This window comes from Bacillus sp. CR71 (assembly GCF_003429245.1).
Taxonomy (GTDB): Bacteria; Bacillota; Bacilli; order Bacillales; family Bacillaceae_G; genus Bacillus_A; species Bacillus_A thuringiensis_S.
On sequence record NZ_CP031748.1, the window covers coordinates 1,662,179 to 1,684,839 of the forward strand.

The following is a 22,661-nucleotide window of genomic DNA, read 5'->3' on the forward strand; positions in this document are numbered from 1 at the left end:
AGTTTATTAGAAGTTTTTTAATTTAATCTTTACAGTACATTAACATTCAGTATAAATCTTCCATATAGAATGAAAGCAGGTTAAGAATGAGGGGAGAGAGGTGAAGCAATGGATATTACAATTAGTGGATTAGAAAAGACATTTGGAAAAACACAGGCGTTAAAGCCGTTGCAGATTGTAATGAAACAAGGGGAATTCACTACACTTTTAGGACCTTCGGGGTGTGGGAAAACGACTTTACTTAGAATGATAGCAGGGCTTGAAGAACCGGATAAGGGAGAAATATATTTTGGAGACCAGTGCATGTATTCTGCTGCAAAAAAGATAAAGACATCTCCTCATGAACGGAATATCGGTATGGTATTTCAAGATTTTGCTTTATGGCCGCACATGACTGTTTTTGACAATGTTGCATTTGGTTTAAGGGCTACAAAGCAAACAAATCATTTACGAGAAAAAGTAGAAGATGCGATAAAGCGAGTTCGCCTGCAAGGTATGGAGAAAAGGTATCCACACGAACTTTCTGGTGGACAGCAACAACGTGTCGCATTCGCTAGAGCAATTGTAACAAAACCTCATTTTATTTTATTTGATGAACCGCTAAGTGCACTCGATGCAATTTTGCGAGAAGAAATGAGAATAGAGCTTATGGATATCGTTCATTCCATTGGTTTAACTGCACTGTATGTCACTCACGATCAAACAGAAGCAATGTCAATGTCAGACCAAATTATTGTCATGAAACAAGGAGAAGTATTACAAAAAGGAACACCGGAAGATATTTATGTGAAACCGTCTCATGAATTTGTTGCCAAATTTGTTGGTAAGGCGAATTGGCTTGTAGAGGGTAAAAAAATGGTTCGTCCAGAGCATGTGAGCTGGACGAAAAATGAAGTGTGCGAAATGTATACAGGTGAAATTAAGCACGTTACATATGTAGGAGAACGGTATGAAATAAAAGTAAACATGGGGGCACTCGGAATATGGACAGCTTATCACAATAGTAAATTAAGCATCGGTAAACCAGTATCGTTATATGTGCCAAAAAAATGTATTCATCATATAGGGGGAGAATCGTATGAAGAAATTCAGTTCGCTTAAGTCTTTATTTGTATGTACTTTATTATTTTCGGCTGTAGTAACAGGGTGTAGTTCAAAGACAGGCAATGCAGATGCAAAAAGTAAAAATACGAATGAAAAGAAAATTGTTGTATATAGTGCAGGGCCAAAAGGGTTAGCAGAAAAAATTCAAAAAGACTTTGAAAAGAAAACAGGTATAAAAGTAGAAATGTTTCAAGGAACAACAGGTAAGATTTTAGCGAGAATGGAAGCTGAAAAGAAAAATCCAGTCGTTGATGTAGTCGTACTTGCATCATTACCAGCGATGGAAGGATTAAAGAAAGAGGGTCAAACGTTAGCTTATAAAGAAGCGAAACAAGCTGATAAGCTGCGTTCTGAATGGTCAGATGATAAAGGACATTATTTCGGGTATAGTGCTTCAGCATTAGGGATTGTGTACAATACAAAAAATGTGAAGACAGCGCCTGAAGATTGGAGCGATATAACGAAAGGGGAATGGAAAGGAAAAGTGAATCTTCCAGATCCAGCACTTTCAGGTTCAGCTTTAGACTTTGTAACAGGATATGTGAAAAAGAATGGAAAAGATGGATGGAATTTATTTGAACAGCTTAAGAAAAATGAAGTTACAGTAGCAGGAGCAAATCAAGAAGCTTTAGATCCAGTAGTAACAGGTGCGAAAGATATGGTAATTGCAGGTGTTGATTATATGACGTACAGCGCAAAAGTAAAGGGTGAACCGGTTGATATCGTATATCCAAAAAGCGGAACAGTTATTAGCCCACGTGCAGCGGGGATTATGAAGGATAGTAAAAATGTAGAGGGTGCAAAAGAGTTTATTGATTATTTATTATCAGATGATGTGCAAAAACAAGTTGCTAAAGCGTATTTATTGCCAGGTAGAACAGATATAAAAGCTGAAAATAGACCGAATGTAGAAGAGATTCCAGTATTAAATATTGATTGGAAAACAGTTGAGAAAGAGCAAGATGAAATAGGAAAACAATTTAAGAAAGTATTTCAATAAGATGGTGATTCCATGGTAAATCGATTCATATCAGTAAGACAAGTTGGAATGACGGTAGCGTTATTACTTGTGGCGATGTTAATCGTCATTCCGCTTTTTCTCATTTTATTTTCTAGTATATATGAAAATAGCAGCTGGAACTTTTTAAAGCCTTTTGAAGTGATGCAGAGTGGTGGATTAGCTGGGATTTTTCTAAACTCGATGCTTCTAGGTGTACTCGTTGTAATAGGAGCTACAATATTTGCATTTCCATTGGCGTTTATTATGAGCAAAACAGATGTAGGAAAGTATAGTAAGTTAGATATTGTTTTTATGATTCCATTTATGACACCGCCGTATATTGGATCAATGGGCTGGATTTTGTTCATGCAACCTAACGGCTATTTTGAACAATTTTTTCCGATGCTAAAGACAGTTTCATCATCGTTTTTTAGTTTAGGAGGTATGGTCTTAATTATGAGTCTGCATTTATTCCCATTCCTTTATTTCATGCTGAAAAACACGTTACTTCAGATTGGGAGTAGTAAAGAAGAAGCTGCAGCAGTTCATGGCGGAAGTTTTCTCTATCGTTTAAGAAAAATAATATTGCCGTTATTAGTATCAAGTTATGTAATGGGTGCTTTACTCATTTTCGTAAAGACGATTGCTGAATTTGGAACACCGGCTACATTCGGACGTAGAATAGGATTCCACGTGTTAACATCAGAAATCCATAAATTTATTTCGAGTTGGCCAATTGATTTTAGTAGTGCAACAGCATTATCTTCTTTATTACTTAGTGCTTGTATGCTCATTTGGTATATGCAAAATGTATTGAATCGAAAGTATTCATATGCAATGGTTAGTGGAAAAGGTGTGAAATCTAAAAGATATACTTTGTCTATATTTACGCGCGTTGTAGCATGGATGTATGTAATTGGTTTATTAATCGTATCAATTGGAATTCCATACTTTTCTATACTGATTGCTTCTTTGTCAAAATTAAGAGGCGGCGGTTTACATGTAAATAACTTTACAACAAGCCATTATGAGGCATTGTTTACAATGGGATCTCCGGGATTAGAGGCTTTATGGAATAGTTTTCTTTTTTCACTCGTAACAGCGATTATTGCGGTAATGATTGGAGTCTTTTTGGCACTTATGATTCGAAAGGGGAAAAAAAACTCTGAAAAATGGCTCGATATGTGCGGTATGTTACCCAATATGGTACCAGGAATCGTTATGGTTGTAGGTCTTATTCTATTTTGGAATTCACCATATATGCCCCTGTCAATTTACAATACACCAGTCATGGTTATCGTAACGTATGTTGTGCTGTTTTTACCTTACACGGTGCAATATGTAAAATCATCACTCGGACAAATTGATGATTCTCTCATGCAGGCAGGAAGTGTTTTTTCGGGAAATTATATTTATATTTTTAGAAAAATAATATTGCCTCTTATTATCCCAGGCATTCTTGCTGGATGGGCGATGACATTTACAATTTCGATAAGAGAGTTAGTAGCATCGCTTCTCGTATTACCTCCATCAGTAGAAACGTCAGCAACGTTTATTTTTGCTCAATTTGAACAGGGTGAAGTATCTATAGGCATGGCGATGGCCGTTGTTTCTGTTGGACTTACAACAATGTGCTTATTACTGCTACAACATATGGAGCAAAAGCGAAAAGGGGTAGCATGATGAGGATAGAAGTATGGGGTGGGGCAGGAGAATACGGTCGCTCCTGCTATTTTGTAAAAAATAAAGAGACGAAAATAGTATTTGATTGTGGTATTAATCGATCTTATGAGGATAGTTATCCAAAAATAGAGAGAGAAGCTGTTCCATTTTTAGATGCGGTATTTTTATCACATATTCATGAAGATCATACGATGGGTTTACCTTTATTAGCGAAGTATGGATATAAGAAAAAAATTTGGACGACTCGTTATACGAAGGAGCAACTGCCGTTATATTATGAAAAATGGAGAAACTATAATGTGATGCAAGGGTGGAATTTACCTTATAGCGACCAACACATAAAAGATTTAAATTATGTATGTATTGATGAGATTAGTAATCCAAATGAATGGATACAAATTACTCCTACATTGCGGTTTCAGTGGGGATATAGTGGGCATGTATTAGGAGCTGTTTGGTTTTTAGTTGATTTGTGTAATACATACGTGTTCTATTCCGGCGATTATTCAGCAGAGTCTAATATACTACGAGCTAATTTACCTGAGAAATTGGGCCACAATATAAAAGTTGCAATTGTAGATGCCGCTTACCACACAGATGATGTTTCGCAAAATGAAAGATTAGATGATCTATGTGCAGAAATTGAGCGAGTTATGCAGAATAAAGGAATAGCATTGCTACCGCTGCCACAACTTGGTAGGGCGCAAGATATAGTATTGTATTTATATGAACGATATAAAGAATTTCCGCTTATAGTAGATAAAGAAATTTTGGCTGGATTTGAAGAGATGTTCATATATAAAGATTGGATAAAAAATAATGAAGAACTTAAATGGATTATGGAGAGTTTAAAAAGAAACATAATAGTGATGGATAATGACATTAGTATGCAAAATAGTTATGGAATAGTTGTAATGAGTGATGCGAATATGCAAACGAAACGAGCACAGTTATGCTATGAACAGCTTCGGAATGAAAAACGTAATTCCGTTATTTTTACTGGGCATATTGCGAAAGGGAGTTTTGCAGAAAGAGTTATGAAAGAACATGTAAGGAGTACATGTAGGGTGAAGCGAGTTCCCTATAAAGTTCACCAAAGTATAAAAGACGTTAAAGAGATGTTAAATACATTATTACCAGAACATACGGTGCTAGTGCATGCTTTGAAAGAGGATACGGATCGATTACAACAAAAGCTAAGTACAGCAGGATATGAAAATGTATATTCACTTGCAATGGAACGTATAGAAGTCATTTAAAATGTAAAGGGGATAGGTATATGAAAAAAGTATTTGTATTCGTAAGTATTTTCTTTTGTTGTTTTCTTTATAACGTTAAGGAAGGGTTTGCTGCTAGTCCAATGAAACCTAGTTTTGAAGTAAAGTTATTATTGAAGCCAGAACAAGTATTAGGTTATAACAAAGAGATGAAGCAAGAGGTGCTAGAACATTTCCAGGCTGGTACAAAATATGAAAGAATACAAGTACAATTTTTAGATACTGCAAATAAAAGTTTAAGTGATGAAGGTTGGTTTGCTAGAATTCGAAAGAAAGAATTTAGTAAAGATTTTGAACTAACATATAAAAAAAGATATCCTATTCAAAATGGTGTAATTCAAGATGCACTAGAAGTAGCTAAAAAAGAAGGATTCGATAGTAATACGGATAGTTATGAGGCGGAAATAGATTGGGGATTTGAGAAGAAAACATTAAGCATTTCAAATAAGAAAAGTTACAGTGCTAAAGGATATGGGATACTTGATTTACCAAATGAACAAGCTGCTCAAAACATGTTAATAGAAAAATTACCAGGGAAAATGAACAAATGGTTGTATACAAATTGGGGAGAAGAGATGTTAAAGAATTCCCGTATTTACGGTCCTGTATTAATGAAGCGATATACAGGAGAGTTTGAAAACATAAAAGCAAATATTGAAATTTGGCCATTAAGTAATACCGGAAAATTAGAAGATGACTTCGTAATAGAAGTGTCATTTAAAACAAATGAAGAAAGTATTGCGACAAAACAAAGGGAATTATTAATGGCGAGTTTAGAGAAAAAAGGCTGGTTGTTACCGAAAGATAGTTTGAAGACAGAGCTTATTTTTCAGTAAATAGTAAAAAGGAATCCATATGCCATGGATTCCTTTTTATATATGAGTATTAAGCTAAATCAGCGGACACGAACATATCACTATTTTGAAGATTTTTAGAGCGTAAACTATAAGCAACTACCTTCTTTTTATATTGTTTTACAACATCAACATGCTCTTCATGACTGTAAATATAAAATGTGAAATCTTTTTTACCACGTTTTGCATTGATAATTAAAGGAGTGCCTTCATTATGGGGTGGTGCATAATAGCGATCTAAAAATAAACCTTCGTTAAAATCATGAATAATTTTTGATTTCTGTTCGCCTTCTACGTTATTTCCGTGAATTGTAATAGTCACATTCTCTTCTTCAAGTTTTGGATGTGTTTCGTACTTGCTAATAATGGATTCAATAACAGTGTTAGGAAGGCTAGAAACGATAATTTTAAATGCCCCAAATACAACTAACATTACAATAAACCAAGTCGTCATAGTAATCATCCCCTTTATTCTATTTAATAATATAACTCATATGGTAATAGTACATATGGTGAAGTTTTGTATAATTTGTGAAAAATATGCCATTTTTACGAATGAAATATTAGAAAAATCAATTTTGTTACAAAAAGTTGAAATTGAAGTATTTTAAAAGAAAAAGGTTTATAATAAAAATATAACTAATAACCACATTACTAATTATAAGGAAGTGTAACTATGAGTACTGTAGCAATCGTATATGGTATTATTCTTTCCACAATTATTGTTTTGTTTTTTGTTGGGGTTTCACGTTATATTCATAAATGGAAAGAAAGCGTTGCGAAATTAAATCACATTGAAGAAGAACTTAGTGATTTAATGTTACATCATGGTAAGTAAACATTTATTTTTTAACTAAACAATGTGAAGGATATCACAAAACATGCTTTCCTAATGAAGGCATGTTTTTTTGTTGTGTGAAAGTTAGACATATTCATGAGATTTTCCATACAATACAGTGTGAAATAAAAAAATGATTCTTTGCTTGTAGGAATATTTATTCGTTTTTGTATAATTTTGTAATTTGTTTCGGTATAATTATGATATAGAAGGAAATTTGTTAGAGGGGGTATATTGTGAACATATTAAAGATTATAGGAATAATTGCAGGAGTCATTATAGTAGCTGTTATAGCTTTCTTTGTTATTATGAATTACTATTTGTCAAAAGAAGATCCTGATTACGTATTAAAGTACATAAAAGAACATAAAGAAGATGAAACATGTTCATTACTTATTAAAAGAAATGGAGAAGTATTAACTTCTATAAATGAAAATAAAAAATTGCCATTAGCAAGTATGGCAAAAATCTTAATAGCAGTTGAATTTGCTAAGCAAGTTTCAGAAGGAAAAATAAGTCGTGATGAACAAATTTCATTGCACGAGCTAGAAAAATATTACGTTAAAGATACTGATGGTGGAGCACATCCTAACTGGTTAGAAGATGCCAAAGCGAGAGAATTAGTGAAAAATGGACAAATCGCTTTAGAAGAAGTCGCTAAAGGAATGATTCATTATAGTTCTAATGCAAATACAACATATTTGTTAGAAAAGCTTGGAATAGAAAGAGTAAATGAAAGTATAAAAGAGTTAGAGCTTACTAGTCATGATAAGTTCACTTCTTATACGGCTGCACTATATATGAGAGGATACGTAGAAAAAGAACTTCATGTGCCAGAAAATCAGTCATTAAAAACGTTACGTAACATGTCAAAAGATGAATATAATAAACATGTGTTACAAATACAGGAATGGATGAAAGATGAGGAAGAATGGAAAAAGCGGGATATTCCATTAAAAGTAGATAGGGAATTTCAGCGAATTTGGTCAGATCGATTAGTGGGTGCAAACGCTAAAGATTATATGAGTATAATGGGAAAAATAAATAGTAGAAAGTATTTTCCAAAATCAATGCAGGAAGAAATCGAGAATATTTTCAAAGGAACAGTTAATAATAGTAAGTTAGAATTTGCGGGGCAAAAAGGTGGATCTACCGCATTCGTATTGACCAAAAGTTTGTATAGTACAGATAAGAAAGGTAATAAGATAGAAGCTGTCATTATGTTTAACGATATAGAAAATCAAGTTGTATATCAAAAGCTGAGAAATAATATAAATTATTTTATTCAAGATGCTATAACAGATGAAGAGTTTAGAAATAAATTATAATGAAATAATTTTATTATATAAACAACATGGTATTAAAGGTAGGTATTGAGATGAGGTTGAATGAGTATATGCTTGAAACGTTTCCGAATTTAGAACTTAGACCACCTCTATTTTATAATTGGGATATTGGTATTCGTTTTAGATTAGGTGTGGACTATGATTGTAATAACATTTATGAAAATTGTCTATATTTAGAAGGCGTTTATAAAAGGACGATTACTTTATTTCAGTCTTTACATTCAACAAAAGATGATATTTATATTGTAGTGGATGTAAATGACCATGCAAACGGTGAAACTTTCAAACAGAAATTGAATATCTTTTCTAAGTATGTCAAAGAGAAGTCCGATTTGTTTAAGTTACAGAAAAATACAATCCCTTATGTTTTTCCAGATGAAGATGAAGATGGAGCATATAAAACACATAGATATACTTTGAAATGTGAAATCTCTGACTTTACATACATTCCTATGTTAAAAGCAATTTGTAATCAAGATATGGGAATAAAACCGAGTATTTTTCATAGGGTGTATTTTATAAATGTTAACAAGAATACTATATTTCACGTTTATGATGATAGAGGTTGTGATGTATTAGCTATCTCTCCTGATACAATTAGGGATATTTATAATACATATAATGATTGGATATTAGAATACGATAGAAATAAAATTGATAAAGTATTTAATTGGATGTAGTCTATTTTAATTGAGGGAAATACCATATGAGGTGTTTCCCTTTTATTAATATGAAAATCAACATTTAAATTTGACAGTACTTATAATAAAGGTAAAGGGATTTGATGGTAATGTATTGAATTTGGATAAAAACGGAAAAGGGAGATGAATAAATGACGACAATCTATTTCGTTCGCCATGCCCACTCTACATATACAAAAGAAGAAAGGGAACGACCTTTATCTGAAAAAGGGCACTGTGATGCAGAGAATGTAACGCATTTATTAAAAGATAAACATATTGATGTTGTTATTTCTAGTCCGTACAAAAGAGCGATCCAAACTGTACAAGGAATTGCGAATACATATAAATTATTAATACAAACAGAAGAAGATTTGCGTGAAAGATTATTGAGTACAGAGCCAGTAGCAGATTTTAATGTTGCTATGCAGAATGTGTGGAAAGATTGGAGTTTTGCATACGAAGGCGGAGAATCGAGTGATGTCGCACAAAGGCGCGCTGTAATATGTATGCAAAATATATTAAAACAATATGAAGGTAAGAACATTGTAATAGGTACGCATGGGAATATTATGGTATTACTAATGAATTATTTTAATTCGAAATATGATTTTGAGTTTTGGAAAACACTTCATATGCCTGATGTGTATAAATTAAATTTTGATAAAAATCGCTTCATTTCTGCTGAAAGAATAGAGAAAACAGGTCATCGGTTAAATATTTTGTAAAAGTTTATCAAAAAAAGAGGAAACAGAGAAGTTATTGTAGAAGTATGACTTTGTAACATAAAAAATATATGTTAAAGGAGGCTGTTTACATGTTTGAGAAAGAGAAAGAAGGGCTTATTGAAGTTCAAAACGTATATGAAATTGCACCAGAAGATGGAACAATTATTGGTATGGCAACGGAAGAAGAAATGGAAATTGCTGCTGAACTAGAGTTACAGTACTATGCTCATTCTCGTTTGTTAGAAGCAAATATTCAGTTAGACGGTTCCTCCTACAAAGAGTTACTTCAGGAGTTCCAGGAGTACGAAAGAAAATCAATGAGCTTTTGGCGAGCGATACATAAACGTTTAGCTGTGCCATGGGCGTGGGTACTACGTATTGATGTTGCGAATGGCCCTATATATGTAAGTAATGGTAGTTCATATTACGAAGAAATCGATGATGAAGAAGATTATGAATAGAAGATAAGTAAGGAAGCAGCTTTAGTTGCTTCCTTTTTTGATTTGTAAGAAATGAATTGCTTCAATAATAATATCTGGTCGATCATTTTCTATACCGTGACTAGCATGTTGGGCAAGAATATAGTGGCTGTTAGTTGAGAGGTGTAATTGTTCATGAATTAGTTCTTGCCACATTGCTTCAAGTTGTGTTGCTTCCTCTTTTGGCATGCCACCATTAGTCAATTGAGTAATAGAATATTGAGGATCTCTACCGATAACGATTAATGGTATTTCTAATGTTTTACATAGCTCTTTTAGTGAGAGAGCACAGTTTTTCCACTCAGATAGTTCAGAAGCTGTCGCTTTATATAATGAGGCGGAGGTAGAGAATTCAATTTGCTGTTTTGATTGATTGGCGAGCATAGATTTTAGTTCATTATAAAGTGTGTCTACATCCATTTTGGAATACATATTATATTTTTGAAACCAAACATCATCAGAATCAGTTTGATCAGAAATTGGTAAATGAAGTTCATCTAAACGGTGTAAGTTCATCGAAGTAGAATCAACTAAAATAAGTGCTTGCAGCTTATCTTCATGTAACATCGCAAAATGTTGTGCACATAATCCTCCGTAGGAATGACCGATTAGAATAAATGGCTCTTGAATAGCTAGTTTGTTTAGTAACATATGTAGCTCTTTTGTAACTTGCCTTATTGTACGCGGCTGATGGCCTACATCACTTTTTCCGTAACCTGGGCGATGGTATGAAACGACTGTAAAGTACTCTGAAAGCTTTTCTATAATAGGAAACCAATCATAAAATGAGCAACTCATTCCGGTTTGAATGACTACAGTTTGTTTACCACTTCCTTTTATATGTACTTCTATATTTTGCCCCATTATTTCTACAAATTTATGAATGTTAATTCCTCCTAAGCTTGAAATAATTTTTGACAAGCAAAAACGATACACCAAACACCTATACCGAGTAGGACAGATGTACTAAGTGTAAATGAATTTTTTAAACCAATATAGACGATAAATAATAGTAGTGCTGATGCGGGGAATCCATATAATACCCCTAAAGCAAATTGACTTAATTCTTGTTTATTCCCGCCTTCGAATGAAATCCAAAATAGACTAAGTAAACTAACGAGTGGAAGGGCAGCAATAAAGCCACCTATCGTACTGAAATGTTTAGCAACTTCAGTGATAACGCCGATAATAAGTGCCGAAACGATTACTTTAACGAGGAAATGCATATTTTGCCTCCTTCGCTAATAACGAAAATGCTTTTTCAATTAATTGTTGTTCTTCTTTTGATAACTGTGATTCTAATATTTTTATCTTTTCTTTATCCAGTAAAGTATGTTTTTCTAATACTTCAATCCCTTCAATTGTTAATGTAAGGTTTACCACTCTTTCATCTTGTTTATTTCTCTCTTTAACGATGAAGCCCTTTTGAATAAGGCGCTTTATGTGTTCAGACGCTGTGTTATGAGAAAGACTAAGCTCAGTAGCGACTTTTCCAATTGTTATATCTTTCTCACGAGAAACGATTTGTAAAATACGAATTGCTTGGTGGGAAAGGTTGTCCTCGTATTCGTATCGTAAGTGATAATAAATGCTCTCCCAATGTAGATTAATGTTGTTCATAATAATAAATCCCCTTTTTATATCGTATAGTAAGATATATTCGTTATTTTAGAAATAAAATCCTTTTATTTGGATAAAAAATATTGAAAAAGTTTATTTTTATTGAAATATAAGGTAATCTATGTGTAAAGGTATACATTTAGCAAGAGAGAGGATGATAGCTGTGAATACATTCAAATGGATTAGTCATGAACAGATGTATGTAGATGAAATACATGTTGAAAAATGTGGTCCTCTTTCAGTCGGCGTATATGGGGGGAATCAAGAGAGTGATGCATATGAACGAGGAGATGCGGTGCTTGCTTGGTGGGATCCTGAATTACAATTTGAATTTGTTATGATTTTTGATACACATCACAAAACAAAAAATATAGATTATATAATAGAAGCGATTTCGGCAAGAAAAGAAAAACTAAAAGAGTTATTCTCATATCCAATACATTTAGCTTTTCATCATACACATATGTACTTATTAGCGTTATTTACAGATGAGTTATTTATTAAAAAATGTGATCAAGATGATGAGGAACTCGCTTGCTTAATTTGTTTACGAAAAGGCGAATTTTTATATTGGTTATCAGTTGGTGATTGTTTCGCGTATTTATTCCATTCTGAGAAAACGAAAAATGGAAAAGGACGATTAAATAAACGGAAAAATTACGAATATATTGGTAGGAAAAATATTTTTGCAGCAAATACACCTTGCTTTACGTCAGGTGTAAGAGGATTAGAAAAAGGAATGAATCACATTGTAATGGCAACAGATGGTATTTTAGAGTGTGACAAACGAAGGTTTGATGATGATCAATCTTTAGTAGAAATATTACACGACGGAAGTTGCTTGCAGATTGAGCCCGTATTAACAAATGTATTGCAGTGGAAAGGTAGAGATTGTGCCACGATTATTGGATGGTCTATTGATACTGATAATAAACAATGTGCTAATTAATATAAAAGGAGTTCAAGGTTTTTATCCTTGAACTCTTTTTTGTTAAGCAATATGAATATGATATGTTTTCAACCATTCATTTACTTGTAGCATATACTCCATGGCACTTCTTGCCTCAAAATTGTTAATCTCTTTATTACTTTGATTAGCAATTGAAAGTAAGATGGAATGGTTAATAAGTGAGAAAATAGGATTGTTTTTATTGCTACACATATCAAGTGTTAAATTACGGATTGTTTGTAAGTAGTGTGGATCTTGTGAAGTTGGATAAGCACTTTTTCTTCTATTGCGTACATCGTCAGGTAAAGCTGGTTGTAGTGCTCTACGTAAAATGCCTTTTTCAATATTATCAATACTTTTTATGTTGAAAGGAACATTCCATAAATATTCAACTAATCTATAATCGCAAAACGGTACACGAACTTCAAAACCAACAGCCATACTCATACGATCTTTACGGTCAAGTAAGAAAGGAAGGAATCTCGTTAAAAATAAATAAAACATTTGGCGTTGTTTCGCGGATTTTTTACTTTCCCCTTCAAGAGTAGGTACTTCATGAACAGCTTCATGGAATCTTTTATTGATATAGTGTTCAGGATTACATTGCTTTGTTACTTCGTTTAATAATAGAGAAGATGTGTTTTTCCAGTTTGTTAACCATGGAAACTTATCTACATACAGTAGTTCTTCTTGATGAAACCAAGGATATCCCCCGAATACTTCATCAGCCGATTCACCAGATAAAGCTACGGTTGCATCTTTTTTCATTTCGCAAAATAGTAAATATAGTGAAGTTTCCATTTCGCCTGCACTTGGCAAATCTTTCGCATGGAGGGGAACGAATAAGTGATTTGCTAATTCTTCAGCATTCACAATAATGTCATGATGCGATGTCCCGACATGTTCGGAAACACGTTTTACCCAAGGAGCGTCTAAGCCAGTGCGAGCAAATGTCAGCTCGAAATCTTTGGCGCTATTTAAAAAGTCGATTGAATACGTGTGAAGTGTTTCGTGCTCCTCTGCAAATTCTTTACCTGCAAGTGCAGTAATACCGCTAGAGTCTAATCCGCCTGATAACATACAAACGAGAGGAACATCGGCAATTAATTGTCTTTTTACTGTATCTTGTAAAATAGATAAAATATGCGAAGATGTATCTTCTATAGAGTCTGTATGGATCTTACTTTCTAAATTCCAATACTTCGTAACTACTTTTTTATGACGTGTAAATGTTATAGAATGTCCAGCACGTACTTCTTGAATATGCTTAAACACACCACATCCTGGAGTGCGAAATAAGCCTAATCCAAATATTTCATTTATTCCATCCGCATCAATTTCAGCAGGGACAGATGGATGCGCTAATAATGCTTTAATTTCAGAGCCGAAAATAATACTGCCATTTCTTTCTGTAAAAAAGAGCGGTTTTACACCTAAATGATCTCGTGCTAAAAACAATTGTTGCTTCTGTTCATCCCATAATGCAAAAGCGAAAATTCCGTTTAAATGTCGTACGCAGTCTTCTTTCCATTCTAAATAAGCATGTAGTAATACTTCTGTATCTGAATGGGTTTCAAATGTATGACCACATTTTTGAAGTTGCTCTCTCAGTTCACGGAAATTATAAATTTCTCCATTATAAGTAAGAGCATACGTATAATCACCAGCACGAAATGTCTTCGGCTGCGTCCCGCCTTCTGGATCAATAACAATTAAACGTCGGTGTGCAAAGGCCGCGCGAGGTGAAAACCAAAATCCTTCAGCATCAGGACCACGATGCTGGATACTATTTGCCATCTTTTCTAAAATAACATGTTCATTGGAGAGATCCTTATTCCAATTTACCCAACCTGTAATTCCACACATACACATCTCATCTCCTAATTTTAAAAATATATTAATGAAATAAAATGTACACCAAATTAAAGAATGACTATATAAATAGTGTACTACATGAATTAAATTGTGGACTTGAGAAAATTTTCTTTGAACGCATAGTCATGTGAGACAATGGCTAAGGGGAAGTATTCCATTACATACAAAAAATAAAAAAGATGAGAGAAAAAATTTCTTCAGACGTTATATAGGGTGTAAAAGCTTTTACAAAACAATAAGGGGAATCGCTACATGAAATCAAATGAGAAAAATTTTATAAAAAGATTACAGCGGCAAAAAGAAGGCGCGTTAGAATTTGTTGTCGATACATACTTACCACTCATAAAGGGGATCACGCATAAAGTTCTACTTCCAATTCAAAATGATGGACTCATAGAGGAATGTATAAACGATATATTTCTTTCCATTTGGAATAACGCAAATAAATTCCATGGAGAGCCGAGTGATTTTAAAAAGTGGATTGCAGCGATTGCAAAGTTTAAAGCAATTGATTATTACCGAAAAGCGACTAAAAAAGTAGAAATTATTTCAGATGAGTTTCATATCAGTACAGAAAAATCAGCAGAAGACGAATTAATCGTTATGGAAGATAGGGAAGAATTATTGAAGCTCATTAATCAATTAGAACCGTTAGATCAAAAGGTATTCATTATGAAATATTTACTTGGTATGAAGACAGAGGAAATAGGTGACAAGTTAGGATTAACTCGGGCAGCAATTGATAATCGAGTGTACCGGGGGAAAAAGAAACTACAACAAAATGCTACGAAAATTAGTTTTGGAGGTAGTGCAATATGAAAGACATTTATGAACTATTAAATGATATTGATATAGATGAAAAAGAACTAGAGGAAATTGAGGCTTCTGAAATTGAAAAAGAAAAAGTGAAGCGTAATGTAAAACAATCGATACGTACGAAGAAAAAGATGAAAAGTTGGAAAAAAGGTGTCGCTGCTGCATCTATTTTAGTAGGACTATCAGTTGCAACACTTGGTATTGGTTTTCCAACCTATGCTGGAGGTCTTCCTATAGTAGGAGATATATTCCGATTTTTAGATAATGGTAGAACAGGGCTACATGAAAATTATAAAGAGTTTTCGACTGAATTGAATATGACGAGAGAGAGTAATGGGGTTAAGGTTACAATTAATGATGCTGTGTTTGATGGGAGAACTGTAACGATAACGTATTCTATCGAAAGTGAAAAAGATTTAGGAGAGCATCCGAGCATATTTGGTTCCCCGCAAGTAAGCATGTCTAATGGTGCGGCTGGAAGTTCTAAAACTACGAAAGTAGGAGATAAAAAATATGTAGGTATGACTACAACAAGTGATCTTGGTAGTAAAAGAATGGACGTTGCAAATGTTAGATGGAATATGGAATCAATTAATATGTACGAAGAAAAAAAATCAATAAAAGGGAATTGGAATTTTGCTCTTACTTTAAAGGCGATGGATAGTAAGGATATAAAAGTTAATGGGATTTCCGAAAAAGAAGGTATAAAAGTAAATATAGACAAAATGGAAGTAACACCTATGTCATTTATCGTTTTTTATAATCAGGAAGAATCTAAGGCATTAAGGCGCATATGGGATAGTGCAGATGTTGAGCTAGAAATAAAAGATGATTTAGGAAATCAATACGCTGGTGAAGGAAATGGCGGAACGGGTACAGTAGCAGAACCACATAAAAGTAGTTGGAGTACTACATTCCAAAAATTGAATAAAAATGCTACAAAGCTTATCGTTACGCCTCATGTGAATTTGCGAGTGCATACACCTGAAAATCATGGTGGAGTGGAGTATGTGAATGGAAAAGAGAAGAAAATTGAAGTGCCGAAAAAAGAAGCGAAGAGTAAAGATATTGTTCTAGATGATATCGTAATTGATTTAAAGAAATAGAAGAGAGACTGCCTAAAAACATTAGGCAGTCTCTCTTTTCGCTAAAAACTAGTTACGAGTAACGCATGTGGATGCTGCGTTTTATACTCATCTTTCCACGGAATGTTTAGTTGTTCCCACGATTCGCCGCTATCATTGGATTGAAACACGCCGTTGTTATTTAACGTGTAAAACGTATGTGGTTCTGCCTTGTTTGTCGCAAACATCGAAATGACTGTACCGATTGCGGATGGTAGTCCTTGTTGTACTTGCTGGAAAGGAGTATCTTTCGTTTTTCGATAAATATAAGATTCATAAGGAATATGGTGATGAGCGAGATCAGCACTCGGTGCAGCTGAAACGAGAATCGTATTGCAATCAGCGGGATCGATAGCCATGCTGTATAAATAATGATGTTCAAGTCCTTCACTGCATGAGATCCAGCTGTTTCCATTGTTATAACTTTCAAGATATGCACGATCAGGTCCGCCCATAAATCCGTCACCACATGATGCATAAAGGCGATTTGGTGCTTCAGGGTGCATAAGTAATTGATGAGCATCGATAGGGGCACCGAATTTTTTATCGATCCATGTATGCCCTTTATCATTACTTTGAATAACAGCACCAGCTTCGATTGAAACGTGTATTGTATTAGGGTTGTTTGGATCAACTGTAATCCAGCGTACGTGATGGGTAAAAGGTCTAGGCGGAAATGCCCACGTATAAGAAGATAATAATGATTTCATATTTTTAAGTTCAGTCCACGTTTCACCACCATTTTCAGAGCGGAATAAAGCGCTCGGTTCTGTGCCAACATAAACGACACCATATCCGTTAACTTGTTCATTTGAGCTTATTGTTATGGAAGTGATAGAGGAGTGCAAAATACCATCTTCTTTAGGAAAATCAAAGTAACGATAAGAATCTCCAATTGGTCTCCATGAATCCCCGCTATCGTCACTTAACCATAGACCTCGTCCAAATGTTCCGCAATATACACGATTTTTTTGAAATGGATCAACAGCGATACAGGTAGGTTGCATATTTTGTAAGTGGTAAGTCGTTTCATAGTCATCATATTGTTCTTTCACTACAACAAGTTCACGTTCCATACAGAGAAATAAACGTTTCATTTTAGTAACCTCCTTAAAAATTCTTTCATTAGTAAACAATATGAAAATAAAAAAGAAGTAGTCTTGTTTTATTTGAGAAAAAGGGATTGTTTAAAAAGAAGCGAAGTGTGTATACAGAGGAAGCGGGCGTTTACAATCAGTCAATTCGGGATAAAGATGGGGAGTTTGTTTCATACTAACATACAGATATTGTACTTAAAGGAGTATTCGTATGGGACATTCGCATGATCATGGTCATTCAAAAAATAAAAAGGCGTTACTAATTGCCTTCCTACTAACAACAAGTTTTATGATTGCAGAAGTTGTTGGTGGATTTGTAACAAATAGCTTAGCACTATTATCTGACGCGGGGCATATGTTAAGTGATGCGGTATCTTTAGCCTTAAGTTTACTTGCGTTTAAGCTCGGAGAAAAAACAGCAACAACTGCGAAAACATATGGATATAAGCGAGTCGAAATGTTAGCAGCATTATGTAACGGTGTCGTTCTTATTGTCATTTCGGTATACATTTTTATTGAAGCAATCCGCCGTTTTAAAGAACCAGTTGAGATTGCTAGTAATGGGATGCTCATTATTGCTGTACTTGGTCTGCTTATTAATATTTTATCAGCTTGGATATTAATGAGAGGCGGAGATGTGAAGGGGAACTTGAATTTAAGAAGTGCTTTCCTCCACGTATTAGGCGATCTATTAGGATCAGTCGGAGCGATTATTGCAGCGCTATGTATTAAATTTTTCGGATGGACGGTTGCTGATGCGATTGCTAGTATTCTTGTGTCTATTTTAGTCATTATTAGTGGATGGCGTGTAACACGTGATACCGTCCATATATTAATGGAAGGTGCACCCCAGCACATAAATGTTGAAGAGGTAAAAAGTACATTATTAAATATTACGGTTGTAAAAGAAGTTCATGATTTGCACATATGGTCTGTCACATCTGATTTTCAAGTATTAACTTGCCATTTGATTATTAAAGGTGATGAAACGCAAAATGTATTAAAAGAGGCTACGGATGTATTAAAGGAGAAGTTTCATGTAGAACATGTCACCATTCAAGTAGAAATAGATGGTGAATTTAATCATAGTGAGACAACCTGCAAAGTATGAAAGAAAAAGGATAAGAAAATGTGTCATAACATTTTTCGCACGGCATACATATATATAATGTGGCCACAAATACTTTGTCAGGTAAATATTTCATGAAATTACTTTACTTATAAAGAGTCATCTTTTATAATCAAAAGTGGTAATTGATAAAGATTATCATTTTCAATGATCGTGGAAAGGAGTTTTTTTAAAGATGAGTAGTCAACTCCGTTTTGCTGTTGAAAATCGTAAGAGGCATTTAATTGATGAGTTAATTGGAGCAGGTGTGTTTAAAATTCGTGACCGACAATTATACGAGCTGTCTTTAGAGGAATTAGAAAAAGAGTATGAAGATATTGAGGATTACGCAAATATTCAGGCATAGCACATAGATTAGTAAATAAGGAGCTGGTTACACTTTTGTGTAGCCAGCTTTATTATTTCATAGAAATCATTTTTTATATTTCTTTCATGGGACGGAGCCAGTTTTGAGACATCATTTGTTCCATTTGTTTTTCATCTTGTTTTTGTAGCGCTTGAATAATAGGGTGCTGTTCTTTAGAGGTTGTTTTTGTTAGCAGGATATCAAGAAGAAACGTTTGTTGGAGATAAAAATAAATTAGTGAAGCTTTCAGGAGCATTTTCTTATATAGTCGGAGTTGCTACTATAATATTACCGCTTGGCTTAGAAAAAATAGGTGATGTAGTTGGTAACATATATACTATATTAATTGTTTTAGGTACAGTTGTATTTATAATTAAAGCAAACCTATTAAATAAGAGTGCTATAAAATAAAAAGGCTTCATTCTACTGAAGCCTTTTATTAATTATTATGAAGTATAAGTAAAAGCCGGAATAGGATCAATAAATGTATTCCACTTTTGTTCCATTTCCTTTTCTGTTAATAGACAATCATCTAATGATTGTTCAATCACAGAACGATTCATATCAATACCGATAAATACGAGCTCAGTTATTCGATCTCCATATCGCTCGTCCCAGTTTTTTAATACTTCTGGTTCTTCTGCAATCATTTGATTTCTTTCAGTTTCAGGTAATGCGGCTATCCATTCACCGGCTCCTTGAATTGTAATAGAGGAACCTGCTTGAGATAGAAGCCCTATCATATTATTACGAGATGCGAGCCAGAAGAATCCTTTCGCTCTTACAACATCTAAAGGCCATTTTTCTAGCCAATTCATAAGGCGCTCGGGATGGAAAGGATATTTGCGACGGTAAACAAAGGAATTGATACCGTATTCTTCCGTTTCCGGTGTATGATGTTCACTATTTAATTCTTGTATCCAGCCGGCCGATTGACTGGCTTCTTCATAATTAAATAGATTTGTGTTTAAAATTTCTTGTAATGGTACTTTGCTAAACGAAGATTTAAGAACTTTTGCATTAGGATTTAATTTTTTTAGTAAATGATGAAGCTCTATCACATCTTCTTTTTCTAGCAAATCTATTTTATTAAGAATAATTACGTTTGCAAACTCAATTTGATCTATTAATAAATCAATAACTTCCCGGGTATCATTCTCATCGATTGCTTGTTTTCGGTCTAATAAACTTTCTCCATCTGCAAAATCATCCCAAAACCTATTTGCATCTACAACTGTAACCATCGTATCGAGGCGACAATTTCTCGTTAAATCAATGTTAAGAACTTCGTCTGTATAAGTAAACGTTTGAGCAACTGGAATAGGCTCACTTATACCAGAAGATTCAATAATAATATAGTCAATATCACCATTTTCAACAAGACGATCCACTTCTATCATTAAATCTTCTCGTAGTGTACAGCAGATGCAACCATTTTGAATTTCTACTAATTTCTCTTCCGTACGTGAAAAACCACCCTTTTTTATAAGAGATGCATCAATGTTTACTTCGCTCATATCATTAACGATAACAGCTACTTTTAAGTTGTTCTTATTAGTCAAAATGTGATGTAGTAAGGTAGTTTTTCCAGATCCTAAAAACCCACTTAATACAGTGATAGGTACTTTTTTCATGAAATGATCTCCCCTTAAATCGTAATGGTTACGTTTTATATTAAACGATGGAAAAAGAAAAATCAATAATAAATCATAATGATTACGATTTGAGAATAGAAATAGACTATAAAATTTGTGCTGTAGTATGAAGCATTTGGACAAGCACATGTTTACATATAAATAAAATGGAGGCGAGAAGCTTGGTCTTTAATAGAGTTTCAAAAGAATTAGTAGGCATAGCTCTTATCGCTATGTTTCTCTTTTTATTATTTTTTGTAGATTTTACAAGTCTAGCAAATTTGCACAAAAATATACCACAGGAATGGTTGAATGTGAATACAGTATTTTTAAGTATCATTTTTGAAGCAATACCCTTTATTTTATTAGGGGTAATTGTTTCTTCATTTATTCAAGTGTTTGTGACGGAAGATATGATTCAAAAAGTAATGCCGAAATCTCCGATTGTTGCAATGATTCCAGCAGTATTTGTGGGAGTTCTTTTTCCAATGTGTGAATGTGTCATTATACCAATTGTAAGAAGGCTCATTCAAAAGGGGTTACCACTTCATGTAGGCATTGTTATTTTACTGAGTGCACCCATTATGAATCCAGTCGTTTTTTTATCTACTGTATATGCGTTTCAAAAAAATGATTATGTTGTATATGCACGCTTTGGGATAACAATTTTAGTTGCTCTATTCATAGGTCTAATTGTGTATTATTGCTATCGCGAAAGAAATGTTTTAAAAGACGTAGAGGTTTCAGTTCAAACAAGCAAAAAAAAGAGTTGGAAAGATGTTATGAATCACACTGTAGATGAGTTTTTTGATACTGGTAAGTATTTATTGATTGGTGCTTTTTTAGCAAGTGTATTTCAAACGTTTTTTGATCGGAATGTACTGGATGCAGTAGCACATAACGAAGTAATTGCCCCCTTTATTATGATGGGATTTGGTTATGTTTTATCAATTTGCTCTGCAGCCGATGCTTTTATAGCGGCATCTTTTGGACATGTTTTCTCAGTAAAGGCACTTCTCGCATTTCTTGTGTTTGGGCCGATGCTTGATATGAAAAATACGTTAATGCTATTTGCATATTTTCAAAAGAAATTTGTATTCTTTTTAATGGGAATTGTCATTGTATCTGTGTATACCATCCTGCAAATTATAATGTTATAGGAGGTGAGAAAGAATGGAGAAAGAGGAGCAGAAGGCATATCATCGCTATATTCGTGGTATTATTTTAATTGGTTTAGCAATGCTCTTATTTAAACTACTTGTAACAGGGAATATTTATAATTTTATCGCTCCAAAAATGATTAAATTTACGTATATAGCTTTTGTAGTGATTTTACTTCTTGGTTCTTTACAAGTTTGGAGAGATGGGAGAGAAAAAGAGGATGATTGTAATTGTTGTAAGCATCATACAGCATTAAAATCAGGGATGAAAAGTTTCTTTGTATATGTTTTATTTGTTGTTCCGATTATTAGTGCTTTTCTATTTGGAAATGTAACAATTGATGGAAGTTTAGCAGGAAAAAGGGGTATGAATCAAAGTGTACAGGCGAGAAGTATGGAAGGGAACGAAAAAGAGGGGAAACAGGATGATTTTGATGGGCGAGAGGTATTCGATGATCCAGATGAAACATCAAATTTATCAACGACTTATGAAACGGAAGAGCAAGTAGTAAAAAGTATGTTAGGACAGCATAAACTACAAGTAGAGGATAAGGATTATGTTCAAACAATGAGTATAATTGGTCAAGATGTAAAAGGGTTTAAAGGGAAAGAAATTATATTCTCAGGGTTTATATATAATGATAAGGATGTGACGGGTAATAAAGCAGTAGTGGCTCGATATGGCATAACTTGTTGTATTGCGGATGCATCAGTCTGGGGGATGATTGTTACCGGGAAAAATGTTGAAAAAATATCAGAAGAAACATGGGTGAAAATAACAGGATTATTAGATGAAACGACATATAAAGGAACAGTCTTTCCACTTGTAAAAGTAAACAAAATCGAGAAAATTAATAAGCCAACTGACCCATATGTATATGATGCTTTACCGCAATAGAAAAGAATAAATTCTTCATATTTT

General features: G+C 33.8%; 26 protein-coding genes and 1 pseudogene. 19 read left to right on the forward strand and 8 right to left on the reverse strand.

Translation table 11 applies throughout. The features are described 5' to 3' along the window. The first annotated feature begins 108 nt into the window (after positions 1-108). From DOS87_RS08650 to DOS87_RS08670, 5 genes are read left to right on the forward strand one after another with little or no spacing between them, the layout of a single operon-like run. Positions 109-1,101: an ABC transporter ATP-binding protein gene (locus DOS87_RS08650; protein WP_000355543.1), complete on the forward strand. Its 993-nt coding sequence runs from the start codon at positions 109-111 to the stop codon at positions 1,099-1,101. Next, the gene (locus DOS87_RS08655) at positions 1,079-2,104 is read left to right on the forward strand and encodes an ABC transporter substrate-binding protein (protein WP_000714683.1); all 1,026 of its coding nucleotides are present in this window, start codon (positions 1,079-1,081) and stop codon (positions 2,102-2,104) included. The genes DOS87_RS08650 and DOS87_RS08655 overlap by 23 nt, the downstream gene beginning before the upstream one ends. Before the next feature lie 12 nt (positions 2,105-2,116). Further along, positions 2,117-3,787, forward strand: coding sequence for an ABC transporter permease (locus DOS87_RS08660; protein ID WP_000248135.1), 1,671 nt, complete (start codon positions 2,117-2,119; stop codon positions 3,785-3,787). Then, positions 3,784-5,046 carry an MBL fold metallo-hydrolase gene (locus DOS87_RS08665; protein WP_033669464.1) on the forward strand — a complete coding sequence of 421 codons (1,263 nt, stop codon included), beginning with the start codon at positions 3,784-3,786 and terminating at the stop codon, positions 5,044-5,046. Before DOS87_RS08660 ends, DOS87_RS08665 begins: the two co-directional genes overlap by 4 nt. A gap of 20 nt (positions 5,047-5,066) precedes the next feature. Further along, positions 5,067-5,900, forward strand: a complete 834-nt coding sequence (locus DOS87_RS08670; RefSeq protein ID WP_016077893.1) for a hypothetical protein — start codon at positions 5,067-5,069, stop codon at positions 5,898-5,900. Between the two features lie 49 nt (positions 5,901-5,949). On the opposite strand, the gene DOS87_RS08675 is transcribed toward DOS87_RS08670, so the two are convergent. Further along, positions 5,950-6,372 carry a YfmQ family protein gene (locus DOS87_RS08675; RefSeq protein ID WP_000214589.1) on the reverse strand — a complete coding sequence of 141 codons (423 nt, stop codon included), beginning with the start codon at positions 6,370-6,372 and terminating at the stop codon, positions 5,950-5,952. Positions 6,373-6,412: 40 nt separating this feature from the next. Between DOS87_RS08675 and DOS87_RS08680 the strand changes: the two genes are divergently transcribed. The 6 genes from DOS87_RS08680 to DOS87_RS08705 all read left to right on the forward strand — a co-directional run bounded on the left by DOS87_RS08680 (position 6,413) and on the right by DOS87_RS08705 (position 9,971). Then, positions 6,413-6,529 (forward strand): hypothetical protein, encoded by a 117-nt coding sequence (locus DOS87_RS08680; protein ID WP_002011946.1) that lies wholly within the window; start codon positions 6,413-6,415, stop codon positions 6,527-6,529. 65 nt (positions 6,530-6,594) lie between these two features. After that, positions 6,595-6,756, forward strand: coding sequence for a hypothetical protein (locus DOS87_RS08685; protein WP_000108702.1), 162 nt, complete (start codon positions 6,595-6,597; stop codon positions 6,754-6,756). Between the two features lie 236 nt (positions 6,757-6,992). Then, positions 6,993-8,084 (forward strand): serine hydrolase, encoded by a 1,092-nt coding sequence (locus tag DOS87_RS08690; RefSeq protein ID WP_098578217.1) that lies wholly within the window; start codon positions 6,993-6,995, stop codon positions 8,082-8,084. Positions 8,085-8,152: 68 nt separating this feature from the next. Further along, entirely contained in the window at positions 8,153-8,782 is a 630-nt protein-coding gene (locus DOS87_RS08695; protein WP_000894372.1) for a DUF3885 domain-containing protein, read from the forward strand. Between the two features lie 152 nt (positions 8,783-8,934). Then, positions 8,935-9,510, forward strand: a complete 576-nt coding sequence (locus DOS87_RS08700) for a histidine phosphatase family protein (RefSeq protein ID WP_000208260.1) — start codon at positions 8,935-8,937, stop codon at positions 9,508-9,510. A gap of 89 nt (positions 9,511-9,599) precedes the next feature. Continuing rightward, entirely contained in the window at positions 9,600-9,971 is a 372-nt protein-coding gene (locus DOS87_RS08705) for a hypothetical protein (RefSeq protein ID WP_000461779.1), read from the forward strand. Between the two features lie 21 nt (positions 9,972-9,992). Here the strand turns inward: DOS87_RS08705 and DOS87_RS08710 are convergent, their stop codons facing one another. Genes DOS87_RS08710 through DOS87_RS08720 form a run of 3 tightly spaced genes read right to left on the reverse strand, consistent with a single transcriptional unit; the run spans position 9,993 to position 11,609 of the window. After that, positions 9,993-10,925, reverse strand: a complete 933-nt coding sequence (locus DOS87_RS08710; protein ID WP_002083200.1) for an alpha/beta fold hydrolase — start codon at positions 10,923-10,925, stop codon at positions 9,993-9,995. Beyond that, positions 10,886-11,215, reverse strand: coding sequence for a DUF3147 family protein (locus DOS87_RS08715; RefSeq protein ID WP_000545623.1), 330 nt, complete (start codon positions 11,213-11,215; stop codon positions 10,886-10,888). Before DOS87_RS08715 ends, DOS87_RS08710 begins: the two co-directional genes overlap by 40 nt. Beyond that, positions 11,199-11,609: a MarR family winged helix-turn-helix transcriptional regulator gene (locus tag DOS87_RS08720; RefSeq protein ID WP_098578216.1), complete on the reverse strand. Its 411-nt coding sequence runs from the start codon at positions 11,607-11,609 to the stop codon at positions 11,199-11,201. Before DOS87_RS08720 ends, DOS87_RS08715 begins: the two co-directional genes overlap by 17 nt. Positions 11,610-11,730: 121 nt before the next feature. Between DOS87_RS08720 and DOS87_RS08725 the strand changes: the two genes are divergently transcribed. After that, complete coding sequence (locus DOS87_RS08725; RefSeq protein WP_002083203.1) at positions 11,731-12,558, forward strand: PP2C family serine/threonine-protein phosphatase; 828 nt, start codon at positions 11,731-11,733, stop codon at positions 12,556-12,558. 42 nt (positions 12,559-12,600) lie between these two features. Here the strand turns inward: DOS87_RS08725 and asnB are convergent, their stop codons facing one another. Continuing rightward, positions 12,601-14,424, reverse strand: coding sequence for an asparagine synthase (glutamine-hydrolyzing) (gene asnB / locus DOS87_RS08730; protein ID WP_000334020.1), 1,824 nt, complete (start codon positions 14,422-14,424; stop codon positions 12,601-12,603). A gap of 261 nt (positions 14,425-14,685) precedes the next feature. Between asnB and DOS87_RS08735 the strand changes: the two genes are divergently transcribed. Both DOS87_RS08735 and DOS87_RS08740 read left to right on the forward strand, forming a co-directional pair. After that, positions 14,686-15,252: a sigma-70 family RNA polymerase sigma factor gene (locus DOS87_RS08735; RefSeq protein ID WP_000840029.1), complete on the forward strand. Its 567-nt coding sequence runs from the start codon at positions 14,686-14,688 to the stop codon at positions 15,250-15,252. Beyond that, on the forward strand, positions 15,249-16,355 hold the full coding sequence (locus tag DOS87_RS08740) for a DUF4179 domain-containing protein (RefSeq protein ID WP_000653118.1): 1,107 nt from the start codon (positions 15,249-15,251) through the stop codon (positions 16,353-16,355). Before DOS87_RS08735 ends, DOS87_RS08740 begins: the two co-directional genes overlap by 4 nt. 41 nt (positions 16,356-16,396) lie before the next feature. On the opposite strand, the gene DOS87_RS08745 is transcribed toward DOS87_RS08740, so the two are convergent. Continuing rightward, positions 16,397-17,470: a WD40/YVTN/BNR-like repeat-containing protein gene (locus DOS87_RS08745; RefSeq protein ID WP_000825316.1), complete on the reverse strand. Its 1,074-nt coding sequence runs from the start codon at positions 17,468-17,470 to the stop codon at positions 16,397-16,399. Between the two features lie 211 nt (positions 17,471-17,681). Here DOS87_RS08745 and DOS87_RS08750 point away from each other — a divergent pair, with 211 nt between their 5' ends. Both DOS87_RS08750 and fbpA read left to right on the forward strand, forming a co-directional pair. Beyond that, entirely contained in the window at positions 17,682-18,581 is a 900-nt protein-coding gene (locus DOS87_RS08750; protein WP_000510030.1) for a cation diffusion facilitator family transporter, read from the forward strand. Positions 18,582-18,774: 193 nt separating this feature from the next. Beyond that, a complete protein-coding gene (fbpA, locus tag DOS87_RS08755; protein WP_000098300.1) occupies positions 18,775-18,945 on the forward strand; it encodes a Fur-regulated basic protein FbpA in 171 nt (56 codons plus the stop codon). A 73-nt stretch (positions 18,946-19,018) separates the two neighbouring features. Here the strand turns inward: fbpA and DOS87_RS08760 are convergent. Continuing rightward, positions 19,019-19,117 (reverse strand): annotated as a pseudogene (locus tag DOS87_RS08760) (GntR family transcriptional regulator); the annotation flags it as partial. Between the two features lie 8 nt (positions 19,118-19,125). Here DOS87_RS08760 and DOS87_RS08765 point away from each other — a divergent pair. After that, positions 19,126-19,356 (forward strand): DUF3784 domain-containing protein, encoded by a 231-nt coding sequence (locus DOS87_RS08765; RefSeq protein WP_102981840.1) that lies wholly within the window; start codon positions 19,126-19,128, stop codon positions 19,354-19,356. A 35-nt stretch (positions 19,357-19,391) separates the two neighbouring features. Here the strand turns inward: DOS87_RS08765 and DOS87_RS08770 are convergent, their stop codons facing one another. Then, positions 19,392-20,579 carry a GTP-binding protein gene (locus tag DOS87_RS08770; RefSeq protein ID WP_000757662.1) on the reverse strand — a complete coding sequence of 396 codons (1,188 nt, stop codon included), beginning with the start codon at positions 20,577-20,579 and terminating at the stop codon, positions 19,392-19,394. Positions 20,580-20,746: 167 nt separating this feature from the next. Here DOS87_RS08770 and DOS87_RS08775 point away from each other — a divergent pair, with 167 nt between their 5' ends. Beyond that, the gene (locus tag DOS87_RS08775) at positions 20,747-21,739 is read left to right on the forward strand and encodes a permease (protein ID WP_003309320.1); all 993 of its coding nucleotides are present in this window, start codon (positions 20,747-20,749) and stop codon (positions 21,737-21,739) included. Positions 21,740-21,752: 13 nt separating this feature from the next. Continuing rightward, positions 21,753-22,637, forward strand: coding sequence for a TIGR03943 family putative permease subunit (locus DOS87_RS08780; protein ID WP_000409944.1), 885 nt, complete (start codon positions 21,753-21,755; stop codon positions 22,635-22,637). The last annotated feature ends 24 nt before the right edge of the window (positions 22,638-22,661 follow it).

Coding starts and splice junctions, on each gene's coding strand:
- DOS87_RS08700 (WP_000208260.1), top strand. CDS start 8,935: ATGACGACAATCTATTTCGTTCGCCATGCCCACTCTACATATACAAAA.
- fbpA (WP_000098300.1), top strand. CDS start 18,775: ATGAGTAGTCAACTCCGTTTTGCTGTTGAAAATCGTAAGAGGCATTTA.
- DOS87_RS08670 (WP_016077893.1), top strand. CDS start 5,067: ATGAAAAAAGTATTTGTATTCGTAAGTATTTTCTTTTGTTGTTTTCTT.
- DOS87_RS08650 (WP_000355543.1), top strand. CDS start 109: ATGGATATTACAATTAGTGGATTAGAAAAGACATTTGGAAAAACACAG.
- DOS87_RS08705 (WP_000461779.1), top strand. CDS start 9,600: ATGTTTGAGAAAGAGAAAGAAGGGCTTATTGAAGTTCAAAACGTATAT.
- DOS87_RS08775 (WP_003309320.1), top strand. CDS start 20,747: ATGGAGGCGAGAAGCTTGGTCTTTAATAGAGTTTCAAAAGAATTAGTA.
- DOS87_RS08675 (WP_000214589.1), bottom strand. CDS start 6,372: ATGACGACTTGGTTTATTGTAATGTTAGTTGTATTTGGGGCATTTAAA.
- DOS87_RS08770 (WP_000757662.1), bottom strand. CDS start 20,579: ATGAAAAAAGTACCTATCACTGTATTAAGTGGGTTTTTAGGATCTGGA.
- DOS87_RS08660 (WP_000248135.1), top strand. CDS start 2,117: ATGGTAAATCGATTCATATCAGTAAGACAAGTTGGAATGACGGTAGCG.
- DOS87_RS08735 (WP_000840029.1), top strand. CDS start 14,686: ATGAAATCAAATGAGAAAAATTTTATAAAAAGATTACAGCGGCAAAAA.
- DOS87_RS08685 (WP_000108702.1), top strand. CDS start 6,595: ATGAGTACTGTAGCAATCGTATATGGTATTATTCTTTCCACAATTATT.
- DOS87_RS08780 (WP_000409944.1), top strand. CDS start 21,753: ATGGAGAAAGAGGAGCAGAAGGCATATCATCGCTATATTCGTGGTATT.
- DOS87_RS08715 (WP_000545623.1), bottom strand. CDS start 11,215: ATGCATTTCCTCGTTAAAGTAATCGTTTCGGCACTTATTATCGGCGTT.
- DOS87_RS08695 (WP_000894372.1), top strand. CDS start 8,153: ATGCTTGAAACGTTTCCGAATTTAGAACTTAGACCACCTCTATTTTAT.
- DOS87_RS08740 (WP_000653118.1), top strand. CDS start 15,249: ATGAAAGACATTTATGAACTATTAAATGATATTGATATAGATGAAAAA.
- DOS87_RS08725 (WP_002083203.1), top strand. CDS start 11,731: ATGTGTAAAGGTATACATTTAGCAAGAGAGAGGATGATAGCTGTGAAT.
- DOS87_RS08720 (WP_098578216.1), bottom strand. CDS start 11,609: ATGAACAACATTAATCTACATTGGGAGAGCATTTATTATCACTTACGA.
- DOS87_RS08745 (WP_000825316.1), bottom strand. CDS start 17,470: ATGAAACGTTTATTTCTCTGTATGGAACGTGAACTTGTTGTAGTGAAA.
- asnB (WP_000334020.1), bottom strand. CDS start 14,424: ATGTGTGGAATTACAGGTTGGGTAAATTGGAATAAGGATCTCTCCAAT.
- DOS87_RS08680 (WP_002011946.1), top strand. CDS start 6,413: ATGGTAATAGTACATATGGTGAAGTTTTGTATAATTTGTGAAAAATAT.
- DOS87_RS08665 (WP_033669464.1), top strand. CDS start 3,784: ATGATGAGGATAGAAGTATGGGGTGGGGCAGGAGAATACGGTCGCTCC.
- DOS87_RS08655 (WP_000714683.1), top strand. CDS start 1,079: ATGAAGAAATTCAGTTCGCTTAAGTCTTTATTTGTATGTACTTTATTA.
- DOS87_RS08750 (WP_000510030.1), top strand. CDS start 17,682: ATGGGACATTCGCATGATCATGGTCATTCAAAAAATAAAAAGGCGTTA.